Source organism: uncultured Acinetobacter sp. (assembly GCF_947624825.1).
In the GTDB taxonomy this organism is placed as follows: domain Bacteria; phylum Pseudomonadota; class Gammaproteobacteria; order Pseudomonadales; family Moraxellaceae; genus Acinetobacter.
Genome location: NZ_CANQLZ010000002.1, coordinates 44,188 through 64,405, shown reverse-complemented (window position 1 = coordinate 64,405; position 20,218 = coordinate 44,188). Strand labels below are relative to the sequence as shown.

At 38.2% G+C, this 20,218-nt stretch carries 18 protein-coding genes; 6 read left to right on the top strand and 12 right to left on the bottom strand.

Going from position 1 to position 20,218, the window contains the following annotated elements:
- Positions 1-57 precede the first annotated feature (57 nt).
- From Q0017_RS01220 to Q0017_RS01200, 5 genes are all read right to left on the bottom strand, one after another.
- On the bottom strand, positions 58-993 hold the full coding sequence (locus Q0017_RS01220) for a hydrolase or metal-binding protein (protein ID WP_298141830.1): 936 nt from the start codon (positions 991-993) through the stop codon (positions 58-60).
- A gap of 183 nt (positions 994-1,176) precedes the next feature.
- Entirely contained in the window at positions 1,177-2,217 is a 1,041-nt protein-coding gene (locus Q0017_RS01215; RefSeq protein WP_298141829.1) for a lambda-exonuclease family protein, read from the bottom strand.
- Between the two features lie 154 nt (positions 2,218-2,371).
- On the bottom strand, positions 2,372-3,415 hold the full coding sequence (locus Q0017_RS01210) for a DUF932 domain-containing protein (RefSeq protein ID WP_298141828.1): 1,044 nt from the start codon (positions 3,413-3,415) through the stop codon (positions 2,372-2,374).
- Between the two features lie 45 nt (positions 3,416-3,460).
- Positions 3,461-3,748, bottom strand: coding sequence for a hypothetical protein (locus Q0017_RS01205; protein ID WP_298141827.1), 288 nt, complete (start codon positions 3,746-3,748; stop codon positions 3,461-3,463).
- 142 nt (positions 3,749-3,890) lie between these two features.
- A complete protein-coding gene (locus Q0017_RS01200) occupies positions 3,891-5,957 on the bottom strand; it encodes a DUF262 domain-containing protein (RefSeq protein WP_298141826.1) in 2,067 nt (688 codons plus the stop codon).
- 630 nt (positions 5,958-6,587) lie between these two features.
- Here Q0017_RS01200 and Q0017_RS01190 point away from each other — a divergent pair.
- Genes Q0017_RS01190 through Q0017_RS01175 form a run of 4 tightly spaced genes read left to right on the top strand, consistent with a single transcriptional unit; the run spans position 6,588 to position 7,870 of the window.
- Positions 6,588-6,842, top strand: a complete 255-nt coding sequence (locus Q0017_RS01190) for a hypothetical protein (protein ID WP_050041754.1) — start codon at positions 6,588-6,590, stop codon at positions 6,840-6,842.
- A gap of 2 nt (positions 6,843-6,844) precedes the next feature.
- Complete coding sequence (locus Q0017_RS01185; protein WP_005146783.1) at positions 6,845-6,973, top strand: hypothetical protein; 129 nt, start codon at positions 6,845-6,847, stop codon at positions 6,971-6,973.
- The gene (locus tag Q0017_RS01180) at positions 6,974-7,201 is read left to right on the top strand and encodes a hypothetical protein (protein ID WP_002045549.1); all 228 of its coding nucleotides are present in this window, start codon (positions 6,974-6,976) and stop codon (positions 7,199-7,201) included.
- Between the two features lie 12 nt (positions 7,202-7,213).
- Positions 7,214-7,870: a hypothetical protein gene (locus Q0017_RS01175; protein WP_298141825.1), complete on the top strand. Its 657-nt coding sequence runs from the start codon at positions 7,214-7,216 to the stop codon at positions 7,868-7,870.
- 62 nt (positions 7,871-7,932) lie between these two features.
- Here Q0017_RS01175 and Q0017_RS01170 read toward each other — a convergent pair whose 3' ends face one another.
- Both Q0017_RS01170 and Q0017_RS01165 read right to left on the bottom strand, forming a co-directional pair.
- Positions 7,933-8,877: an inovirus-type Gp2 protein gene (locus Q0017_RS01170; RefSeq protein ID WP_298141824.1), complete on the bottom strand. Its 945-nt coding sequence runs from the start codon at positions 8,875-8,877 to the stop codon at positions 7,933-7,935.
- 394 nt (positions 8,878-9,271) lie between these two features.
- Positions 9,272-10,963 (bottom strand): hypothetical protein, encoded by a 1,692-nt coding sequence (locus tag Q0017_RS01165; RefSeq protein ID WP_298141823.1) that lies wholly within the window; start codon positions 10,961-10,963, stop codon positions 9,272-9,274.
- A 166-nt stretch (positions 10,964-11,129) separates the two neighbouring features.
- On the opposite strand from Q0017_RS01165, the gene Q0017_RS01160 reads away from it, so the two are divergent.
- Positions 11,130-12,089, top strand: a complete 960-nt coding sequence (locus tag Q0017_RS01160) for an amino acid ABC transporter substrate-binding protein (RefSeq protein WP_298141822.1) — start codon at positions 11,130-11,132, stop codon at positions 12,087-12,089.
- Between the two features lie 7 nt (positions 12,090-12,096).
- Here the strand turns inward: Q0017_RS01160 and Q0017_RS01155 are convergent, their stop codons facing one another.
- Positions 12,097-12,978 (bottom strand): hypothetical protein, encoded by an 882-nt coding sequence (locus Q0017_RS01155; protein ID WP_298141821.1) that lies wholly within the window; start codon positions 12,976-12,978, stop codon positions 12,097-12,099.
- 214 nt (positions 12,979-13,192) lie between these two features.
- Between Q0017_RS01155 and Q0017_RS01150 the strand changes: the two genes are divergently transcribed.
- Positions 13,193-13,414, top strand: coding sequence for a hypothetical protein (locus Q0017_RS01150; RefSeq protein ID WP_000541018.1), 222 nt, complete (start codon positions 13,193-13,195; stop codon positions 13,412-13,414).
- Here the strand turns inward: Q0017_RS01150 and Q0017_RS01145 are convergent.
- The 4 genes from Q0017_RS01145 to Q0017_RS01130 all read right to left on the bottom strand — a co-directional run bounded on the left by Q0017_RS01145 (position 13,407) and on the right by Q0017_RS01130 (position 20,209).
- Positions 13,407-14,606, bottom strand: coding sequence for an integrase arm-type DNA-binding domain-containing protein (locus tag Q0017_RS01145; protein WP_264718098.1), 1,200 nt, complete (start codon positions 14,604-14,606; stop codon positions 13,407-13,409). The two genes, Q0017_RS01150 and Q0017_RS01145, sit on opposite strands and share 8 nt — an antisense overlap.
- Before the next feature lie 437 nt (positions 14,607-15,043).
- A complete protein-coding gene (locus Q0017_RS01140; RefSeq protein ID WP_298141816.1) occupies positions 15,044-15,532 on the bottom strand; it encodes a type IV pilin protein in 489 nt (162 codons plus the stop codon).
- A gap of 2 nt (positions 15,533-15,534) precedes the next feature.
- The gene (locus Q0017_RS01135) at positions 15,535-16,020 is read right to left on the bottom strand and encodes a type IV pilin protein (protein ID WP_298141814.1); all 486 of its coding nucleotides are present in this window, start codon (positions 16,018-16,020) and stop codon (positions 15,535-15,537) included.
- A 4-nt stretch (positions 16,021-16,024) separates the two neighbouring features.
- Complete coding sequence (locus Q0017_RS01130) at positions 16,025-20,209, bottom strand: PilC/PilY family type IV pilus protein (RefSeq protein ID WP_298141812.1); 4,185 nt, start codon at positions 20,207-20,209, stop codon at positions 16,025-16,027.
- Positions 20,210-20,218: the final 9 nt, after the last annotated feature.

Here is a 20,218-nt window from a genome sequence, read left to right as displayed (position 1 = left end):
AGAAAAACAAAAAAATAAGGAACGTTTGTTCCTTAAAAAATTATATTTTTTAAATATTTAATTCACCGCCCTCACACTCCCCTGTAAGCCTTTATGAATATCCTGTACAAACCCATCCCCTTGATTGAATTTAGGCTTAGCTTTGGCTTTTGAACTAGGCTGAGCTTGCTCAACTTCAGAATTTCCACCCTCATCGAAATAAAACTCCTCTACCACATCCAATCCTTCCTCTACATTCACCTCGAACTTCGCATTGGCAAAGCCTTGCCGTGCCATCTGATCAAGCGCACTTTGATTAAACCCCGCTGCTTTACTTTGCTGATCAATCTCCTTGGCTGTTTGAATCGCATCCTGTAAATGAATCCCCTCACGTAAAGTCAGATCCACGTAATACACGGGGGTACGATAGCTTTGTGTGGTTGATTTTCCTCGTAGTGTTAATTGCAGTGGCAAGCATGACAGCAAACTATTCGATGCAGCATGGTAGTAGCTGAGCCGTGCAGCCAAGGTACGGATACTGTTAAAGCCAGTGGTTCTAAAGATAAATGTTCCCAGTTCATCCGACTCATCTAAATTAACATGCAGTCGACCATAGGGCTTGCAATTGCCTCCTTGAGCTAAAGGACATAAATCAGGTGAGGGACAGAAATGTTGTTCTACGCCTTGATTAGTGAGGCGCTGGCATGTTTCTCCATTGCCTACACAAACAGGTCGTCCTGTTTGTCGATCAAATAAGGTGTACTCTGCCCTTAGATTCAGTTCTGGATCATTAAAAATCATCCGTACTGGAATGGTACGGAGTTTTTGATTCGGTGCTTTACTGCGTAACTGCTCATCGAGTGGATGTTTGATCCACCCATCCTTGCTTTGAATTTGACTGGTAATGGTAAATTGGTCGTCCTTTTCAGGCAGTCGTTTACCGTTCTTTTCAACAACTTTACCAATACTGATACGTCCAAGGATCGGTGGTGTAATCGCTAAACCTTTAATCATGCTGTTTGTTCTCTAAATAAAATTTTACTGTTGACCCTTTGTTATGTAAACAAATACAAAACTGTTTAAAGATCAGATGAAATGCAAAGACCGCCATTATTAGTCCACCGCTCCTTCGGGAGTCGGTGGATCGGGGTGGTTTTTTGCGCTTTTTGGAAGATTAGAAATATCGATGTGATGGATTCAGTCATCGGTATAAATCTGAAAACGTCGCGTCCCAGCTTTACTTTGTGGAAACTGCTCAAGCATTTCAGGATGAAGTTTGAGTAAGGCTTTGCTGTCTAAACTGATTGAATCTTTGGATTTCTTCCACGTCACTGAACCATTGGCAAAGGTTGCTCGTTCAGCATCCCTCATCAACATCTGGATTTGATGCTTAGTTTCATCAAAGTTGTTTTGATGTTTTTCAATCTGAAGTTTTTCCTGGATCAGTTGAGCAAACAATTGATTGGCTTGTTCGTTATGACTCAAGTCTTCAACAGTCAACGGAATATGTTGTGGATAGAGCTGCTGTATGGCTTTAGCTGCCGATTCACTGGCATCTACATCAGGTGGTGTATCTTTTTCCACACACTCCCAGAAGTAACGTTCGGCATTGATGATATGTTTGATCACGGATTCGGAGCGCGTCACTTTGAAAATTTTGGTTTCATGCCCACAGATCAGCACACAAACATGTGCTGCTCGTTTGCCTGTCACTGCAAGTTGATGCTGCACCTGACACAGTACGTATAAAGGTACTCCATCTCGCCAAAGTTTTGCGCCGTACTCACCTGCTGTTTTGCATTCCAGAATTTGGACTTCATTGCTACCCACAACGGAGTAGTCCAGATTGGCAAGCATAAAATGTTTATCAGGATCTGGATGCTGAAGCACTGCATTGATTCTGCGTACCTTGTTATTGGTATGCATGCTGTAGTACTCAGCGACCAATGGCTCTAGCTGCTTACCCCAATATAGTGGAGCGACACCTGAACTTTCATCTTCAATCGATTTTTTGACTCGCCCTGTCTTGATCATCCAAAGTTCGAGCATCGACATATAGGGATTCAATCCACAGGCTGCTGCACAATCACTACTGCCAACACCTTGTCGTCTGACCTCAAGCCAGTCAGATTGAGTCATATTTTTGGTATTGACCAAGCGTTTTGCTGTAAACAATTTTGGAGCATTAAAGGGTTTACTTGCTTGTTGAATGGATGGGTTTAATATTGCTGTATTCATATTGGATTCCTCATTTTTATATGGGTGATGGCAAATAAAGGGCATAAAAAAACCACACCCGAAGATGTGGTTTAATTATTTTTAAAATGTAAATTTATCTTTAGAATCGAAAGGATAGGTCTAACTTTCCATTGCAAAAACTTAACCTTCTACGCTATGACACCATGCGTAAAGCCTGTTCTAGTCCACGTTGCTTGATCGCTGCTCCTGCACCAAACCAAGCTGAATCGAGTCGATGATCTGTACTCATGGCACGACGCTCGTGATCGATAAACTCCGTAATCGAACAGAGTAATCCGTAAGCGGTATCCTTAGACGATGAAAGTGTTGCACCACGCCCCTGACCATTAAACATGTCCATTGCTTTAGTCATCGCCTTGGCATTTGGCTCAGCTTTTTCCTTGGCATTTGCCTGTGCTGCCTGAGTTGCAACATCACGGTAGAACTGAATAATATTTTCTTCCTGATCTGCAATGCTCATTGTGGTGTTATTAAATACCGCATCAAAGTAGGCTGCGGCTTCAGACTGGGTGACTTTACGCTGACTGAGCTGCTTCATTTCATACATGTGTTCATCCCATGCACGAACTGAAATACCCAATTGCTGTTTGACCTTATCTGCATCAAACTTGGTGCTATGCGGAACTTTCACTACACCTGCGCTACTGTTCTGACCACGTAAAGCAATCGCCAAGGTGTTGTTGCAGACAACACGAATGGAAGTGAATTGTGCCGTAGTTGCCAAGGTGCCATCACAAGCGGTTGCCAACAGAATGTAGCCATTACTGACATCCTTGCCTTTAAGTGCAGTAGATTGACCTGTACGTGCCAGCGCCCAGAACTTCTTACCACCTTTAAGCACGCCTGCGGTTTCCAATTCAAAGCCTGATTGTTCAGTTAGATCACGATAGAACTCTAAGATCTCGCGAGGTTGGACTTCCTGAAAGCGTTGGCTGACTACAGATAACGGTGCATGGGTATCAGAACGGTAAAGTACACGCTGTTCTTCATACGGCATGATGATGCTTTGCCCACGTTCATTCTGTGCCATATAACTGACATTGGATGACTCGATACGCCAGTCCATGCCTGCCTGCTGTGCCCAGACCTCAATTGGTTGGTTTTGACTCAGTTGATTCCCTAGCCCATGCCAAGGGGTTTCACCGACATAAGCCATTTGTTCAAGTAAATGTGCCATAGATATATTCCTTATAAGTTAAAATTTGAATGTGTACTGATGTGATTAATGCAAAAGATGAGTGGGGAATTTTTGGTAGCAGTTTTGGCAAAAGCATAAGTTCTGCTTTGTTGGAGCACTTTGTTCTGTGAGCGAATTCAACACCCCACCGATTAGAGTTCCTGCAATTCCACCAACAATCGGCGGCAAATTGAAAGACTTCGCTACCGTGGTTCCTAATGCCGCTAATGTGGCTGGCGTGCCAAGACTGGATAAGGCTGTATTCGATTGTGATGTACGTGCTTCAACCAATATGACATTTGTTGAATGACAAAAGGGACAGTTCAAGCTCATGACTCGACTCCTCAATTTCAGAGCATAAAAAAGCCTGCTCGAAGGCAGGCTCTGATTCCATATTTTCATGTGATCTCAAAAGAGCTTCATGATTCTCATTAGGATGTTATGTATCTGAAATTATTTGGAATCATTCAAAATTTTAAACATTACTATCCTTTTTTATTAAAAAACCTAATTCTGATTGCTCAACATCACACTGCTCAAATATTTTTTTAAGAATATTTATTTTGGTTCTCGTTGAACAATTTGTGTATAAGAAAACCGACCTACTGATTTCAGTAAAATTATTTGTCGTTTCAAGCAAGGAAAGATCATAAAACTTTTGATCAGCACATAAACTCATAATTTTCGTTGTGTGTTGTTCTAATAAATATTTTACGACATCTATCTGCATTTCTTTCCATGATTGTACTTTAGATTCAACATCATACAAGGTATAAGATACTAAAGTGTATCCTGTAAAATCAAAGTCATCTTCCAGTAAATATTCATTCGTTTCCTCTACAGGTGGAGCATAACTTGTTGTTGGGTAATACCATAATTTAAGTGATTTCTTTGATAGGCGGCTTTGTCTTTCAACCAGCTCTTCTTCCGTCCATTTTAGACATTCTCTTACATATTGATTTAAACGCAAATTACTGTCTTTAAATCCATTTTCAACGTCTAATTTATCTTTAAAAGGTCGATTACTATATTTGCTGTTATAACCAGTTAATGTCAAATTTGGCAGAGTATGCAACCATTGCTCGTGAATCTGTTGTGATTTTTCACCCAGTTCTTTTTGCCAAACAGGAGAAAGCGTTTGGGGCATGATATGCTCTATGGTGTATGTTCCATCTTTAATTCTTTCAATTACATTAATTTGTTCTTTGCTTTCCTCATTTTCTAGAAAACTAAATAAATATGCTTTATTTTTCGAACTCATGGCATAAATGTTACGGCTAAAAAGAGCTTGCTCAAATTCATCATCATTAGGAAAACGACTTGATTCCTCTTTATTTAACAGCACATATTTATAAATTTCAGCATAGGATGCCAATTGGCTAGATTGTGCTTTCTTAGTCACATCTTTATCTAAAGTTGCAAAAATTTTAGACAAAGCATTCGTGGCTAGACCAACAATCAAACGTCTAAATAAAAATATTTCCGTCACTCTTAGAAGTTCAGTGACCTCTTGATCGGTAAGATTTTTTTCACTCCAACGTTTTAGAATCGCCAATACGACTGGAAATATCACGGTAAATTCTAACTGACTCAGCCGTACCAACACAGCGGTAAAACTGTTCTGATATTGCATCGGATTCAAAATTATTGCATAAAGATTTGAATACTCTAGCAAATCTTTTAATAGTACCTCAACATCATCATTATTCTTTTTCACATAATCTTTGAAAGTAAAATAGATATCTTTAATAACGACTGTACGATTTAGTTTTAAGGTTAAGTAATCTTTGAAAAAATCACTAACCTTAAAATGGGTATTCTTCTCAATTTTGTTCCAAAAAGCTTCATAATATTTTTCTTGTAATTCAGAAGAAAGCCCCATCAAAATGAAATTTCGGATTTTATCCCCTTCCTCAAGTTCAAGTCCCGTTGAGTTCAAGCTTTCAAATATAAGCTGAGGGTCATCATCCTTTTCTAGGAAAATATCAATTGTTTGTAGTCGTGAAATTGCATCATACAAATCATCAATGTCGATATTTTCATTCAGTATTCTGTCTCTAAAATATCTAAAATTTGACGTTACATTAGAATCATCAACAAAATCAGATTCATCACCAAACAATGCATCGAAAGCTTTACAGTCATCCTTGATTGGCTTTAATCTTATTTTCCGCTGATCTTCTTGATACTCATCGACTAGATGTTTTTTGGTGATTTTCTCAATTAAACGATCATCTTTAGGAATAACTTTTTTATGCTTCAGTAAATCCACAATAGCAATCAACAAAATTGATATGGTCGTTAACCGTTGTTGCCCATCAATAATTAAAAAATCTTCTCTTTTGCCGCCTTGCATATGGCTTGAAACAATACTACCAAAAAAATGAGGGGCATCAGGCTTTTTAATTAACCCTTTTAAATCATTAAGTAACTGAGCACAATGTTTGTTCTGCCAACTATAGTTACGCTGGTAAACAGGAATGATAAATCTTTTATCCGAGCCATCAATAAATTTCAGAAATTGTTTTGCTTCACCCTTCATTTTTTCCCCGTTACGTAAATATATACATTTTAATGATCATAAAGTATGAGTACCAATTCTATAGCAATTAAAATGATTTAATATAGATCCATACCCATCTTAGAATTTTACCAAAAACTTTTTTTCATACGCTTCAATCTTTGATTTTACTTGTTTTTCCAATATTGCTTGATTGACTAAACCCACCCTTAAATTTATCATTCGACTGCTGACCTACATCGTCAGTCGGTTTTGACAGACCGTTTCCTAAGTGCACTAAAAGATCCCTTCTTTTGGTGTGAGTACTCGTGCTCCCTCTGCGGTAGAACGGGAGGGGGACACCTTCGGGTGTGCTGATTCTTAGGTTCAGTCTGTCAACCCTCTTTCGTTCTGCCACCATTATTTGACAGTAATTGGTAGAACTTCTTAAACCTAAGGAGTAGTCGCCATGACTCAGCACTTTCTATCTTTATTATTTTCCCTAAAACGATTTTCTATTCCTTTGTTGCATTAGCAGCATTCATAAATTTTTGCTTATTTGAATGATCTGAACGCTGTCTAGCCTTAGACGGTTTTGTTGCATCTACACGTTAGTCCATTCAGCAAAATTTATTACACATCAAATAACACAATAAAAAATTAGGGGAAATGATGAAAATTCAAACTTCACTTGTACTCATCTCTGTTGCATTAATGTCTTCAGGTTGCGCCAGTAAGACCGAACGTCAGTTTATTAGTGGTTGTAAAACAGGCGGCATTGATGGCAATACCTGTTCATGTATCTACGACAAACTTGAAAATAAATATGGGGAAGATGGGCTTAAAGAAAATCTCTATACCTTGCAGCAAACTGAATCCTTCCAAATGGATATGGTCAATGTGTCCTATCAATGCATGAAGGAATAACCATGAGAACACTTGCTGGCATCATCTGCATCATTGCAGTGATTTGCTTTTTAGGTTTGCCATTTATTGGCTTCATGATCGTTATGGGACTATTTATTGCATTGGCAAAATATGCAATTGGGGGAAAGTAAATGAATTCAAATATTAAGACATGGGTGATTAGTAGCTACTTGGTGATTGGTTTTTTCTTTGCCATCTATCAACACTTTTGGGGGCAGTATAACTACAAGCCATTTACTTACAATTTGGGGCAAGGCTTAGTGTGGCCTGCGGTAATGTTTCCAGTCATCGGTAAAATTGTAGGAGGTATCTTGATCCTATTATTCATTTGGTTCGTCGTTATTCGACCTAAGTTATAACGGAGTGCAATCATGAAAAAAATACTTTTTACAGTAGCACTTTCAACTTTACTGCTCGCGTGTAGTCAAAACAATCAGCCAACTCAACAAAGTGCTACAGATCAAGCTGAACACAGCTCATCCAATACTGCTACACAAAAGGAGCAATCTAAATATGCTCCATATAGCAAGGAAGAGGTTGAAGCCAAGGTACAAGCCTTAACTCAGATTGTAGAAAATGATACCGAGTATTTGCCTGCTGCGGTCAAACAAGCTCAGTCATTTCTTGAGAGTTGGGAAAAATATCCTGAAGCGCTCAAATCCATGATGGAGTCAGATCTTGATCCAAACAATGCTGAATATAGCAATCATATTCCTATGGAAATGGAACAGCCTGCATTATCTGTTCGTGCTCAAATTACCAGTCGTGAGTCTCAATCTGCATTTAATGTACAAGGGGCAATTGAATATATTCTAGAAATTCAGTCGACCAACGATCAACCTTTTATTTTACAAGGTATGAGTATTAATCGTGGTCGTTGTGGTTATTACACCGCAGATTTCCATAGCAAGATGCCTGTGCAAATGAGCTATAGCTCTACAGTATCGTATTTACTGAAATGCCGTGGTGATCAAGTCCTTGAAGCTGAATTGACAACCGATCAAGGCAATGTGAGTTTGTCTTTTTGATGTTAGGAAATATAAAATAGAGAACATGGCATTCGCAGTGTTCTCTATTAAAAATTCAATATTTATAAACCTCTTCGGTTTTTCGAATCGATCACACCTTTACCAAAACTACGCATGTTTGACTTATCTTTTCCTCTCGGATGCTGCTGCTCTTTTTCACAATTCACTAGATAAGGGGTAGCATAATTAAGAAAGTTAAAAACTTCATGCTCAACATCACGATGAATCATACCAATGCCTAATGTTCCCATCGCTTTATATGTATCCATATAGTCGGAATGGTTACAGTTAAAAATATAACCACATCCATGTGTAATCTGCTCCCAGCACTTACCTACCCACTCCCCTAACTCATAGCCTTCTTGATGTTTATTGCCATCGTACATAAGCAATAAATGGCAGTGATAGCCTTTGCTTACTCCATGCTCTAATGCCCACGCATAACCATACAAATCACTAAAGCAAGTATCCTGATCTGCGATACGCCGATGTAATGTTTCTAGCGCTTTATTGAACACTTGGATGTTGTATAAGGCTTGATATTCTTTCTTGATAGATAAATCCACTCGAACCACCAGTGTTCTCGCATAATGATGAATGAGTGTGGATGTATAATCAAAAAGGCTATGCTGATTCTTTAATTCACGTTGTTGAAAATCTATCAGTTGTTGTTTTACACAGCCAGATAATGACTGGATGTAAGTCAAAATATGCCAGACGGTCATCTCATCCAAACAGACTATACAATCGTAGTCTGCCTGTGGCATTAGACTGAGTGTGTGATCAACGATGTTCACCACCTCAATGAATATCTGCACAGTATTGCAATAGAAAAAATTAGCGTTATAGATTGGCTTAAATGACTGAACTAATTTTTGTAGGTCTATCATAAAGTTTTGATAATATAGATCATAACTACCCAAGCATACCTCTTGAATGAAATGGTCTACTGCTGCCAATACTTCTGCTTCATGGTAAAGCTGATCATATTTAATATTCTGGTACATTTGGATTCTCTCTCGAAACATAAGGTTCATATCTAAGAGAGAGATGTAAAATTTTACTGATCATGATTCTCTAGCAGGATGTTGTGGTCATCCTGCTTAGCTGAATAGGTTCATAGACGTTGGAACATACTATAGGGTTAGTTCTGAATATTTTAACACTGTGTCATTGATACATGATGTATAGCCCATACTCAAATGGGCTATACCGAGCTAAGTGAATCACAGTACCCACCTAACTAGATAAGATATTGTTTATGTTTAATATATTATCTATATATTACTTATAGTTAATAATATATATTACCTGTTAAGCAAGTCATTCTGATCTGACTATTACACCGCAACCCCATACAGCGAGAACAACGAAAATATGGGAATGTTGCAGAAGCTAAAGTTACGCCTTAGTTTTGATTTTATTTCTAGAAATAGTAAAGTGATCTAAAGCTAGGCAGTTCTCAGGGAGCAAGCCAAAATCCTGTAGTTCTTTGAGGCTCGGTTGAATGGATTCACTAAAAAAATGATTACGCCTTTCATCCTGAAAAAGTGCTTGCTTAGATACAAATGCAAGGTTGTTATCTAAAGTAATTTTGGTAAATTGATTCGAGATTTGACTTGGAAATGGCATAAAAATACAAATATATTGTGTTTGCTTCGCATGACGAGGAACAATACAAAATTGACTGAATTGTTCTTTTAAGCCTAAATACGTTAAAAATGGATAAAGCTGATTCTTCGCGATCAAGGTCATCATCAGACCTAACATTGATAAAAGAGTACTGTTACTCCGAGCAATACGATCAGACGTTTCAAATGAATTATCTTCAGCAAATTTCAACAAAGCATTCAATTGTAAGCGACCTGACATTTTTTTCAAATCATGTAAATCTACGTAATCTCCACATCTAGATAATGCCTGAGCTCTAGAGAGATTATTGTAAATCTGGGCACACCATTGTTCTAAATGGCACTGAAGAAATCCAAATAAAGAAACCACCCCATTCAAATGTGTCTTTGAATTTTTTTGTGGAAAAAACTCAATTAAATCTCTAAGCCATTGACTGCTTTCATGAGCATTTGGCATCTCAAGAAGAAGTGACAATAGATGTATAATAAATCGATATTCAAACCGTTCATGTTCAGATATTGAAGAATCTTCCTTAACCATCTCAATCGTCAATCTCTTTGTAGCATTGATCAACTCTGGCACTCTTATGAAAAGGTTTACATAAATCTGATAAGCATCGTTAATCGTTAAAATACTTGTTAATGTAGCTTTTTTGCTCTCTAAAAATTGCAATAAACTTGCAACCTGCTGCACCTCAAAGGAGTGTGGTTCTGGATATTGAATTATAAAATACCGTCCATAGGTTGCTTCTTCCTGCCAGATTTCATGAGATAAATTCAGCATATAAAATGGATTAGATACTCTTAAAATTTTACTGGATAGCACACCATCAACTCTTACTCTGATCACCCCCTGAATCTCTAATATCTTGATGCATCTAAAAATTGCATCTTTAGACATACCTGTTTTGTGCTTTAATTCGTGTATTCCACACTTATTGGTAATTCCATATTGATTACTATTTCTAACCAATACCATAAGCACTAAAGCGGACTTAAAATCCAAGATCCCCGACAATCTAGATGATGTATGTTGCAAATGGTGCATATAAAAATCATCTAGTCTGTTTTCAACAAGATTTTGAAAAAGCCCTATAAGAGGGAAATTATCTGCTCTTGCTGTTTGACGAAACCACTGTTCTAATTTCAGTGGTTTAATTTTTTTTGCATTCATACAAGCTAAGAATAGGCTGTAATCGATATAACTCTTTTTTTCAGAAGTTAGCCCATCTTTTCCTTGGATTAAAATTCTGTGGGCTTCCAACTCAGTAATACATTCCTTAATTTTTTTTTCATTGATATGAAAGGTCGTTGCCATTTTTTTTATGGATGGAACAGCTTCTCCCAATTTCAGTTCAGCTATGAGTTTAAGTAATAGCCACCTTGCTTGAGGACTTAAAGCAATCGGTGAATAGTCATGAATCAGCAAAAAAAATGCAATCTTAGATTCAGATGAATTCATTCTATTTCCCCTAATTTTGCCCACGGCTCTAGCCAATAAAAGTCAGTACTTAAGCAAAAGACACTACTATTAATATTATATTTAATATTAACTTAAAATTTTATTTAACATTAATATAATATTAAGTTAATATCAATCAAGTCAATAATTTCCTACAGACAAGAATATGGCAAGACCCTACGAGCACCTTTCTATCTGGATTCAAAATGATCGAGAGCTTAAAGAAGAATTCATACTACAGAATAAGAATGAGTGGCTTAAAAATTATCCCAATGAATTTTATGTTTCAGTGACTCAGCACAATAATTTAGGTCCATATGCTGAAGTAGCTGTACTAAGCACAAAGGAAGTAATGACCATTTCAAAACGGTTATATGAAATCATTCGTAAAAAATTCAGAGAGTTTAAATACCGGAAAAATCACAAATCAAAGGGGCATTTGCAAGCAAGAATAAGTAAGAACACCAAATTAAAGTTAGAGAACATCAAAAGAAAGCTGGAACACGCAAATGCCTCTACAACACTTGAGCATATGATTAAAAATTTTGATGAAGACAAATTTAAACTAAAATTGCAGGTTGAAGATTTACAAGAACAACTTAAAGTGGCAAAAAGTAATGAAGCATTACTTACAAAACGGTCAGAAAATACATTAAAAATGCAGCAAGCTTATGACAACCAAATTCAAGAGTATTTATTCAACCAATGTGTGGCTATTACACTAAAACTGAAAATGCTTGATCAATACATTTCCTTTAAAGAGGATATTGATAGCATCTACGAGTCTTTTGATAAAATTGAAAAAGAAGCAGCACAAGCTGAAATTATTACTAAACTAAAATCTAGACTTGAAGATAAAATGCTCAACATCAAAGCTTCTTTGAAACCAACCTCTGATGAAGTAGTCCCACTTAATGTAAGTACCGACCTAGACTCTCATAAAAATACTACCATCTCCACTAAGCCTTCAAGTTATGCAAAAGGTTTATCAACTCACCATGACTCCCCTGTCTCTGAGAATCCACCTAAAGACCTCTCTGATACTGAGCACCCCACCATAAAAAGTAATGCTGGATCTTCACATTTACGTGAAGATCAATTGAATCCATTCAAAAAAAAATACTAAGAATTGATCAAAGTATTATTTCCGACAAGATAGTAGGCTGAGTTCGGAGCTCATGAATGATGGTTTCAGCAATGTATCCACCACTATAAGGCATCTTATACCCAAACTTTTCCATCTCTTTAGAAGGGTATTTTGCTTTCAGTATCTGATTAAGATTGTTAAGTTCGAGCTGTAATTTTTCTATTTTTTTCGCAATTGATGCTGGCTTTCTTCGCAGGCCATCAGACTGAGCTTTAGCGTACAACCGCTTACTCTCCTGCTCTAATTCACTGAGCATTTTTTGCTTAAGCACAAGTTCAGACTGAAGCCATTCAATATCGTAAACCTCAAAAGCTTTGACCAGATCATCAAGCACAAAATGAACAGCTTGATTCAAATTAACCCATTTGCCACGACTCGCCACCTGCTCTCTTAAAGTGCGATATAAAATTTCCCGTCTTGGATATAAATGCTTGTCGTAACGAGCTTTGACTGCAATAATTGCCTTTGCACTTTTGGCAATTGTACGGTTCTGAATAAACTCCACCCCACCAAGCATTTGCACATAAGCAATTAAAATATCTGAATATTGCCTTTGGAAAATTTTGGCAGGCAAGTTATTCACCTCAAGTCTTAATGTATTTATCTGCATTAAAAGCTGTGCAATCTGGAATGGCTTGAAAGGGATTGAAACCACATCCCCCATCATTTCTAAATGAAAAGCTGACTGCTCACTCAATGGGAAATCATTCTGCTGCATTCTTTTTATGATTTTTTCTTTTTGATCAATATATGATTGATTCTCCGTTTCTATTAATTCATTATCCAATTCACACTGATAGTAGTAACAAAAGTTTAACCATATATCCTGCTCAAGCTGCTCTAACCTTGATAATTTTTTGTCAATCATAATTTATTAAAATACAGATAATTGCATAGCATAATACTACTATATTTCTAGATATGCGTACTGCTCTATTTTAAACATTTTCTAAATTTTATAGTTACCCCATCAATGAACTGATCTAATAGTTTTAACATTATAGGTTGATTTCCAGCCAATATTTAAGGTTAAAAAATTAGTTCTTTTATCTAATTGCGATAATCACAAAAGGATCAAAGATATGGGCTACTTAACATCTAAAGAAATTCGCCACAAACTCAAAAATTGCTCTGCATCGACTTTATGGCGTTACCAACAACCTAATCAAAAAATGTTCGAGCAACCAATGCCTCAACCTATTAAGAAATGCGCTGGCTCTACTAGCCTTTGGGATGAAGAAACGTTTAACGAATGGCTAATCAAATATTTCAATAACAACCAAATGAGTAATCTGTCTAGCTAGACAGATTACTTAATTTTTTCCACCATTTTTTATAAGCCTTCGACATCTCTTTTTGATAATCATAATAGTCATATGTCCCCTGTTCCCCAGGCATCACATGACCAACCATCAGTTCCGCAACATCCCTACTTGTAAACGCACTGAAATTTGTCCTTGCTGTACGCCGTAAATCATGCATAGACCAATGATCCATTTCAATTTTATAATTCTTCCTTGCAAATTGCATGAAGTTATAAGGGGTATCTGTTGGCCCACTACGCCCCATTGGCTCTTTGCCATTTTCATGTGGGAAAATGTATTCAGAATTACTCAAATCCATTGCAGACTGAAGCCACGGTTTGATCTCATCAATAATAGGTCGAACAATGTCCCCTTTACTTTCTCCTGTCTTATGATTTTCATACGGTACTGTCCATGTATTTTTACTAAAATCAAAATCTGATTTCCGTGCAAGCCTCAACTCACTATATCGATTACCATAAAACAAACATAACTTGAGAAATAAAACATTCCTTAATGATGTTCTAGACTCATCACAAATTTTAAAAATTAAAGACAACTCATCATCTTGTAATACTCGAACAGTTTTATTTTTCTTAATATTTAAGTCACGCTTTCCAGTGATATGTCTTATGGGATTTTGCTCAATTAATTTTCGATTAATCCCCCAATCCAAACACTGCTTTGTATTCGTAAGAATGCGATCAGTAATTGATGGCGACTGTTTAAATTGCTCTTCTAGTAAATCTAACCACATGTGTAATGTAATTTGCTCGGCAGGGATTTCCCCCAACTTAGGAAAAACATATAGTTCAAATGATCTTAAATATTGATCTGCATTTTTTTTGTTTGGAATACTATATTTCGTATGCCACTCACGAAATAACGCTTCAAAAGTTATAGCCTCTGTGATCTTGTGAAGTTCTACTTTTTTATGAATACGTGGGTCATGTCCCTTTTCTAAAATTGCTTTCATTTTCTGCAATTCAATACGAGCTTCTTTAAGGCTCATATTTGGATAGGTTCCCAAGTCTAAACGAGCTTGCTTATCGTTATATCGAAAACGCATCTGAAAAGTGAGTTTTCCTTTTTGCGATACACGAACGCTCAATCCATCTTGATCAGACTCTGTATGTATAGCTGAACGTTCACGATCTAGATTCTTCTTAAGCCACGTATCTGTTAAAGGCATTTTACTCCACCTGTGTACATATTTTTTTTCAAATAGAAAATTCTAGAAAATGTGTACACACATATGTACACAAACATACTGACTAGACTTGAAATCTATTGAATGGGGTTGAAAGATATACCAGATAAAGAATATCAATATTTTTATATTTTTACATCACTTACAATGCTTTTATTATTATATTTGAAATAGGTTGAATGGGCTTAAATAGATATCAAATATTTGGGTGGGAAATAATCGCGAAAGTACGACGCTGAGCGACTTGTGCCGCTAATTCATCTGTAAAGCTCATGGAAATACACCTACTGCAAGATGTGCAGTGCAAAGATCAGAGTTGATCAAATAGATAAAAATTAGCGATATTGTAGCCGAATCGGTCTGCTTGTTCTATTGTCTTTTCTTGCACTTCAAACAACAGCCGATTCACACACCTCTTTTTAATCTTGCCAAGGCGTTGGACAATCGGGGAGCACTAAACTGCCTGAGGCCTCTTTACGAATATGCGTTGCAGCATCGTCTTGATCTTCATACCAACATTTTTCATTGTTATGCATAAGGGTAATTTTGCCGGTACCCACTTGTGTGGAATTGGCGGTGGGCGTTGCCACCAAAAGCCAAGTACTTGTACTACTGTTATCTTGATCTAAAGCCACACCATAGACGTCGGTTAAAGTTAAACTGTAATTAGGATTGGACGCAGGAAAATCTGCACCGCCTAATTTACTGATATTCATGTCTTTAAAACTTTGATTGACCAATTTATAACTGGCCAATTGATGCGACAACATCATTAAATGCGCTTGCACTTCAACGCGTTTAGATTTTTGCACATATGTTTGATAGTTAGGAATCGCAATGGCTGCCAAAATAGCAATCACCGCGACTGCTAAAATTAACTCAACAAGCGTAAAACCACGTACTTTCATGCTTACCATTCCTGAGGTTTTTCACCACAATCTGTGGCTGTGGCGACCAGTAAATCTAAACTTGCACACTTTTGACTCCCCGAGGTGAGTAAATAGCTCGGTGATTCACGTAAATAATGCTGTCCATCTTGATACGGTGTTGCAATGAGTTTATAGCCTTGACCAATCACAGATTGCTGTAAATCTTTATGGGTATTGCTATCTAAAATTTGCACTTTATAACGGTATTTTTCAGCCGTGGCATCTTTAGGTAAATACACCACTCCGGCTTCAGTCTCATATTCTGCAATAAATCCTGCATAATTAAGTTGGCGCCCACGGTAACTTTCTAAACGCTCCGAGAGCATTAACAGCTCAGCTTGTGCTTTGGCTTGGTAACTACGTGCAATGTAACGTTCATAGCTTGGGATAGCAATTGCAGCAAAAATTGCCACAATCACCACCACAGCCATCAGTTCAATTAAGGTAAATCCGTGCTGGGCTTTCATTCAATCACCATTCAAACCAGCGAGTCGGCTTAATCACACGGGCTTGAGAATATTGCTTTAAGCGCTGTTCGGTTAATTGAGGATTATCTTCATCACATTTACCCACACAAGCTTCTTCAGTAGCGGTAATCGGTCCAATTAAGCTTGAGGTACGATTACTGTCCCCTGTTGCACCTAAAGTCGGCCCTGTAATGCCTTGATAATCTTGCTTGACATAAGCGGCGCAATCACCAAATGGCGCACAGACGCGGTGAATAGTGGATAAACCTTGTACCCCACCACCACAGGTATTGGCCACATTATTTAAAGTGGCTTTTGGATCGTATAAGTTGATATATAAGTCACTTGCAATCAGTTGCGATTCTTCAAAAGATTTGGCAAATTTTTCTTGATTGGTATCTGCAACCGAATTGAGCTCAAATGCCCAACCACGATATTGACCTGCTACACGCCCCATATTGGCACGAATTTGGTCATTGTTCATGTTGCCACCACCCCAACTTAGACTGGTTACACCACGACCCAATAAGCCACGCGCTGCCATGTTATTTTCAGTGGCTTCAACACTTAAACCTACATCTTGTGCAAAGCTTGGTTTTTCAAGACCATTCATGGCTGCATCGTAATCAAACACGCCATACAACTTATTACGCGCTTGAGTGGTTTCAAGTGGGAAACTACGGTTACCTGAACCTGCTGTAATTAACACAAAACGTGATTGTCCTGCGTCAAACACAGCCGTGGTCAAACGATCATAAAAACGAGGTACAAAACTTGGACGATTAAGACGCTCGTTTTCGCTGTCGATGCTTGCCTCACGCAAGTTGGCAATACGCTGAACACGAATGGCTAAATTGTTTTTTTGAGTTAAACTAATTTGATTGACGTTGTTTAAGTCAACACGGAAAATTTGGCCACCAAGGTCAGCAAAATAAATCATATCTGCCAAGCCATCAGCATCGTAATCACGCACTACAGGCTGACCAACAACGCTGTATAACACTTGTGACTGCTCGGTTTTTTTATGCGCTTCACGAATACCTGTAGTATTGGCACTGGTCATCCAAATCAATTCGCCTGTTTCGGCATCAACCACATATAAAGCATTACCTTTAGTGGCTGTGGTGGTCGGTTCTACAAACTTACCTGCCTCTTCTTCATACACACTGGCGTCATAACCACCACCAAAAATGAGAACTTTACGACGTTCACCACCTACACGTAATTCAGTCACTGTCGGTTTTGACCAAATTTGTCCCATACGTGAAAATTCTGACAAGCCCGGATGCAAATGGAATAAAAGCTCTGGATTGGTTGGATTTATAATATTCAAACCATACAATGCCTCGCCGCCCATACGTAAACCACCATAAATATTTAAACGGTCAGCTTGATACTGTGCGGTGGTTTGGTTATTGGCATTTGCCACTTTTACCTTAAAGGTATTGTCGGCAGTCCACGGCGCATCTACCCCATAGGCAATACCGGTTTTGTTTTCAGCAACAATCCCTTTGGAGTATTCTTGAGCCAATGTGTCATATTGATTTTCTATAATCTCTTTAGGCACAAAAACTGATTTTTCTTCACCGGTTTTTGCATCAACAATATGCAAGCCACCTTCCATTGAGCCATAAACTACATACTCATTACGCCCATTGAGCACGGTTTTGCCATTTGGGTCGAGTTTGGCTTCTTGGGTCACCAATAATGGCGTTGAATGAACCACCCCGCCTAAATAACGATAAGGACTCTGTGGGGTTTGCGTGACTTTTTCAATATCACTTTTTGATAAAGTCAATTTAATGCCTTCAGGCAATGCCACTGGATAGCCCAAATAGTTGAGCAAAGCATAACGCTGACGGATACTTAAATCTTCAATTTCTTCGGTGAAAATCCCTTTGGTTAGGTTGTCTTTTGTAACCTGCTTAATGTCACCTTCATCCATAATAAACACACGGCGCTCAGCACTTGGTTTACTTGGGTCAGTGTCCTGGGTTTGCATAGATGGCACAGGAATTTTTTGCCACGCGCCACCACTATTCACCAATGAATGATCCACATCTGTTTGCTGCGACCATAAATCTTTGGCAGCCGGGTTAATCACTTGCTGATTATTTACAATGTTATAAATTGGGTTTTTACTGGTATCTTTTAAAGTACCATCCACAATATTGTATTTTTTAAGGTTACCCGCCCATGTACGCAGACTGCTGTCTTCTTGTGGCATGACCATTGGGAAGAAACCTGTGGTCATCAGCTGAGTTTGATCAAGTGGATCACGGGGTACAGAAATCGAACCTAAACTCGATGGGGTAAAATCAACTTTAAGTGTTTCTACAAACTCAACAATACTGTTGGCAATATCATCTGAATTAGTAGCTTGATAGAAACCACCTTCGCCATAGCCATAGCCTTTACTGCCCCACTTACAGGCATTTTTTACATCTTCGTTGCTGGTTGAGTCGCAATCATAACTGCCATCTGGTTTTCTGCTTAAACCTTCAAAGGTCGAACCAAAGCCCACCACCGCTGTTTTAATGCTTACGCCCGCAGGGTTTAACGCTTTGTTATTGAGTTTTTTGGCATACTCACCAATATATTCCCAACCGCCAGTTTCACCTGTAAATAGATTTGACTGTAATTTTGGTGATTTTAAAATATTGTTGGTTGGCTTAGTTTTAAATGCATGGGCTGAGGTCAGCGAATGGTTCATAATCGCTTGTGCCATGGCATCTTTGGTGGAGTTTGGCGCACCATCGGTTAAGAAATAAATCCCGTTGCCATCACAGCTATTTTCAGAAGCACCAGCAATATAGGTATTACTTTGATCTGATTTTTTTGCACTTGCCACTGAATAACGGAAACCACCTACCATATTGTCGGTGTACGAGGTTGCTGCGCTTTGTTCAATCAATGCAAATGGGTTGGTACGATAAGAAACCAAACCATTGGAACCACCTGCATAACCACTCCATACTGTACCCACAATCGGCTCAATATCGAGTGGCTCGTTATCCACTTTCATCCAACCGCCGTAACGCCAGCCCACAGGTAATTTTCTAAAGACATCCCATGCCTCATTAAAATCATCGGTCCATTGCATAAAGCTTTCTTGGCTTGTGACACGGCTCCACCCAGATGCTTGCGTGTTGTCTGGACGGTAAACCCCTTTATCAATGGTGCCTTTAGCGAGCGTCTTTTGACCAGAATCATAGCTTGGCCAGTTATTGACACATTGCTTCACGTTTTTATATTTTGCACCAAGTGCTGTAGTTAACTCTGGACCTAGCTCCACACAAATAAAGTAAACCTGTTCCTCCCCTTTTTGCATCACCATATAACCATCGTACATGTAGTCTATTTTAGTGAGCTTATTATGGGTGTCATCCACACCTGTGCCTGTGCCCATCATATAAGCACCAGATTCAGCATAAGCATGCGCAGTTGGTGTACCACTTGATGATTTATAGACGTTAGGATAATTAATACTTGAGAGTTTTAAATTGCTATTGGCTGTGCCATCTTCATTGCTGATGGTATCAAGTGACTTAAACTGGGCAATCGCTTTGGCCAAATCTTTACGATGTTCAGGTGTTAAAGGTGCATTAGGCACCAGAACTGTACCTGAGTGACCATCCACTAATTTATTGTTGGCTTCTGAGACATTAATTTCAGTTTTTGAAGAAAAATGCCCCAAACCCATGACAATTTTGTCGTTGAGTTTTTGACTGGCCAACAAAGGTAAAATGGCATCTTTTAGACGTGATAGACGGTCATATTGGGTAACTCCGTTTTTGGTACAGCCACGCATGTAATAAGGAATCGTTTCACCATCAATCACCACAGTTTTATAGATGGCTGTTTTGTTATACGTTGGACTACCCCATTTAGTGTCTTTTAAATTATAGGTCCACTCTTTAAAATTGGTCGTGCTCGTACGATTAGCATGATATTCCGCCACCGATGTACGGTCACATAAGGCACTATCTACATCACCTGGGCTACCAAACACATTATCCTTTGGCATCACCAAAGAGCTAATCCCCATACTACCTGAAGTATCAAGCATTAAGAAAATTGAGGTCTTACCCTGTTGATTGCCTTTATAAATACTTAAGTCACTGGCGTAAGTTGGCACAATTGCTACGGGCAGCAAGGCCATGAATTTGACAAGCGGTTTTAATTTCATGATTTTCTT

Bases quoted from the DNA above. Each gene is read 5' to 3' on its own strand.
- Q0017_RS01220 (WP_298141830.1), bottom strand. From the start codon at position 993: ATGATTAAAGGTTTAGCGATTACACCACCGATCCTTGGACGTATCAGT.
- Q0017_RS01215 (WP_298141829.1), bottom strand. From the start codon at position 2,217: ATGAATACAGCAATATTAAACCCATCCATTCAACAAGCAAGTAAACCC.
- Q0017_RS01210 (WP_298141828.1), bottom strand. From the start codon at position 3,415: ATGGCACATTTACTTGAACAAATGGCTTATGTCGGTGAAACCCCTTGG.
- Q0017_RS01205 (WP_298141827.1), bottom strand. From the start codon at position 3,748: ATGAGCTTGAACTGTCCCTTTTGTCATTCAACAAATGTCATATTGGTT.
- Q0017_RS01200 (WP_298141826.1), bottom strand. From the start codon at position 5,957: ATGAAGGGTGAAGCAAAACAATTTCTGAAATTTATTGATGGCTCGGAT.
- Q0017_RS01190 (WP_050041754.1), top strand. From the start codon at position 6,588: ATGAAAATTCAAACTTCACTTGTACTCATCTCTGTTGCATTAATGTCT.
- Q0017_RS01185 (WP_005146783.1), top strand. From the start codon at position 6,845: ATGAGAACACTTGCTGGCATCATCTGCATCATTGCAGTGATTTGCTTT.
- Q0017_RS01180 (WP_002045549.1), top strand. From the start codon at position 6,974: ATGAATTCAAATATTAAGACATGGGTGATTAGTAGCTACTTGGTGATT.
- Q0017_RS01175 (WP_298141825.1), top strand. From the start codon at position 7,214: ATGAAAAAAATACTTTTTACAGTAGCACTTTCAACTTTACTGCTCGCG.
- Q0017_RS01170 (WP_298141824.1), bottom strand. From the start codon at position 8,877: ATGTACCAGAATATTAAATATGATCAGCTTTACCATGAAGCAGAAGTA.
- Q0017_RS01165 (WP_298141823.1), bottom strand. From the start codon at position 10,963: ATGAATTCATCTGAATCTAAGATTGCATTTTTTTTGCTGATTCATGAC.
- Q0017_RS01160 (WP_298141822.1), top strand. From the start codon at position 11,130: ATGGCAAGACCCTACGAGCACCTTTCTATCTGGATTCAAAATGATCGA.
- Q0017_RS01155 (WP_298141821.1), bottom strand. From the start codon at position 12,978: ATGATTGACAAAAAATTATCAAGGTTAGAGCAGCTTGAGCAGGATATA.
- Q0017_RS01150 (WP_000541018.1), top strand. From the start codon at position 13,193: ATGGGCTACTTAACATCTAAAGAAATTCGCCACAAACTCAAAAATTGC.
- Q0017_RS01145 (WP_264718098.1), bottom strand. From the start codon at position 14,606: ATGCCTTTAACAGATACGTGGCTTAAGAAGAATCTAGATCGTGAACGT.
- Q0017_RS01140 (WP_298141816.1), bottom strand. From the start codon at position 15,532: ATGAAAGTACGTGGTTTTACGCTTGTTGAGTTAATTTTAGCAGTCGCG.
- Q0017_RS01135 (WP_298141814.1), bottom strand. From the start codon at position 16,020: ATGAAAGCCCAGCACGGATTTACCTTAATTGAACTGATGGCTGTGGTG.
- Q0017_RS01130 (WP_298141812.1), bottom strand. From the start codon at position 20,209: ATGAAATTAAAACCGCTTGTCAAATTCATGGCCTTGCTGCCCGTAGCA.